Origin of the sequence: Pasteurella bettyae CCUG 2042, assembly GCF_000262245.1 — a bacterium.
Lineage (GTDB): Bacteria > Pseudomonadota > Gammaproteobacteria > Enterobacterales > Pasteurellaceae > Basfia > Basfia bettyae.
This window is the reverse complement of sequence record NZ_AJSX01000043.1, coordinates 1-1,064: the sequence shown is the minus strand read 5'-3', so window position 1 is coordinate 1,064 and position 1,064 is coordinate 1. Positions and strand designations below refer to the sequence as shown.

Here is a 1,064-nt window from a genome sequence, read left to right as displayed (position 1 = left end):
AAAAGAGTTCATCACTTGTCCTAAATGTGGGGTGCAACACAAGCCTTATTATATTTCTACACGTAAACAATGGCGCTGCAAACACTGTAATCATACTTTCAGTGTCACTTCTGGCACTATTTTTGCCAATCGCAAGAAACCGATTAAGGTTTATCTCTATGCTTTAATGGAATGGGTAAATGCCGTCAAAGGATTATCTTCCCTTCAATTAGCTCGCAATGCAAAACTTAATCCTCGCACGGCATTTGTTTTATCACATAAATTCCGCAAGGCATTACTGGAAAGCCGTGATATGAAACCCCTTTCAGGCGTAGTGGATATGGATGGTACTTATGTTCATCCTGCACCACGTAAAGCAAACAAGAAATCTGACCGCATTGACTATCGTTTAAAGGAAAATCAGAATCTTGATAAACGTTGTGTCATGGTTGCGCGTGAGCATTATTCACCAGAAGAAAAAGCCAGGCTACATTGTGGGGCAAAACGCTCTCACGTTTTTGTAGCGCATACTGAATCGCAATCGGTAGTGAAAAGTTTTGCCGATAAATTCATTAAACCGAATACGCAAATTAATACTGATGAAAGTACGGCTTATGATGTATTGCTACCTTATTATGATTTATGTACTGTTAATCATAAAGAAGAATATCGTAGTGATTTGGGCGTAACGAACAATCAGGCAGAAAGTTTATTCAGTCGCTTCAAACGGATGTACTACGGACAAGTTCATCGTATCAGCAACGAATACTTACTTAACTATGCGAATGAAATTGCGTACCGTGAGGACAATCGCCGTACCTCAAATAAAGCGCAGTTTATTGATGTATTAAGCCGATGTTTGAAAACCACCAACGATAACAATGAATGGTGCGGTTATTGGCAACGAAAAATTATTCATCAAGAAGTGATTTGGCAGTAGATATATGGCATACAACCTAGATAAGAAGCTCAAAGAATTTGAGTTTGAACGTAAACAGGTATTACATCATCTAGCCTTACTTGATGCGAACATTGCCACATTAAAACGCGCTATTGAGCTTACTCAACAGGAAAGTGATGTAGCC

General features: G+C 39.0%; 1 protein-coding gene. It reads left to right on the top strand.

Going from position 1 to position 1,064, the window contains the following annotated elements:
- The coding region (locus HMPREF1052_RS09785) for an IS1595 family transposase (RefSeq protein WP_005761633.1) at positions 1–919 on the top strand (919 nt) is incomplete at its 5' end.
- Between the last annotated feature and the right edge of the window lie 145 nt (positions 920–1,064).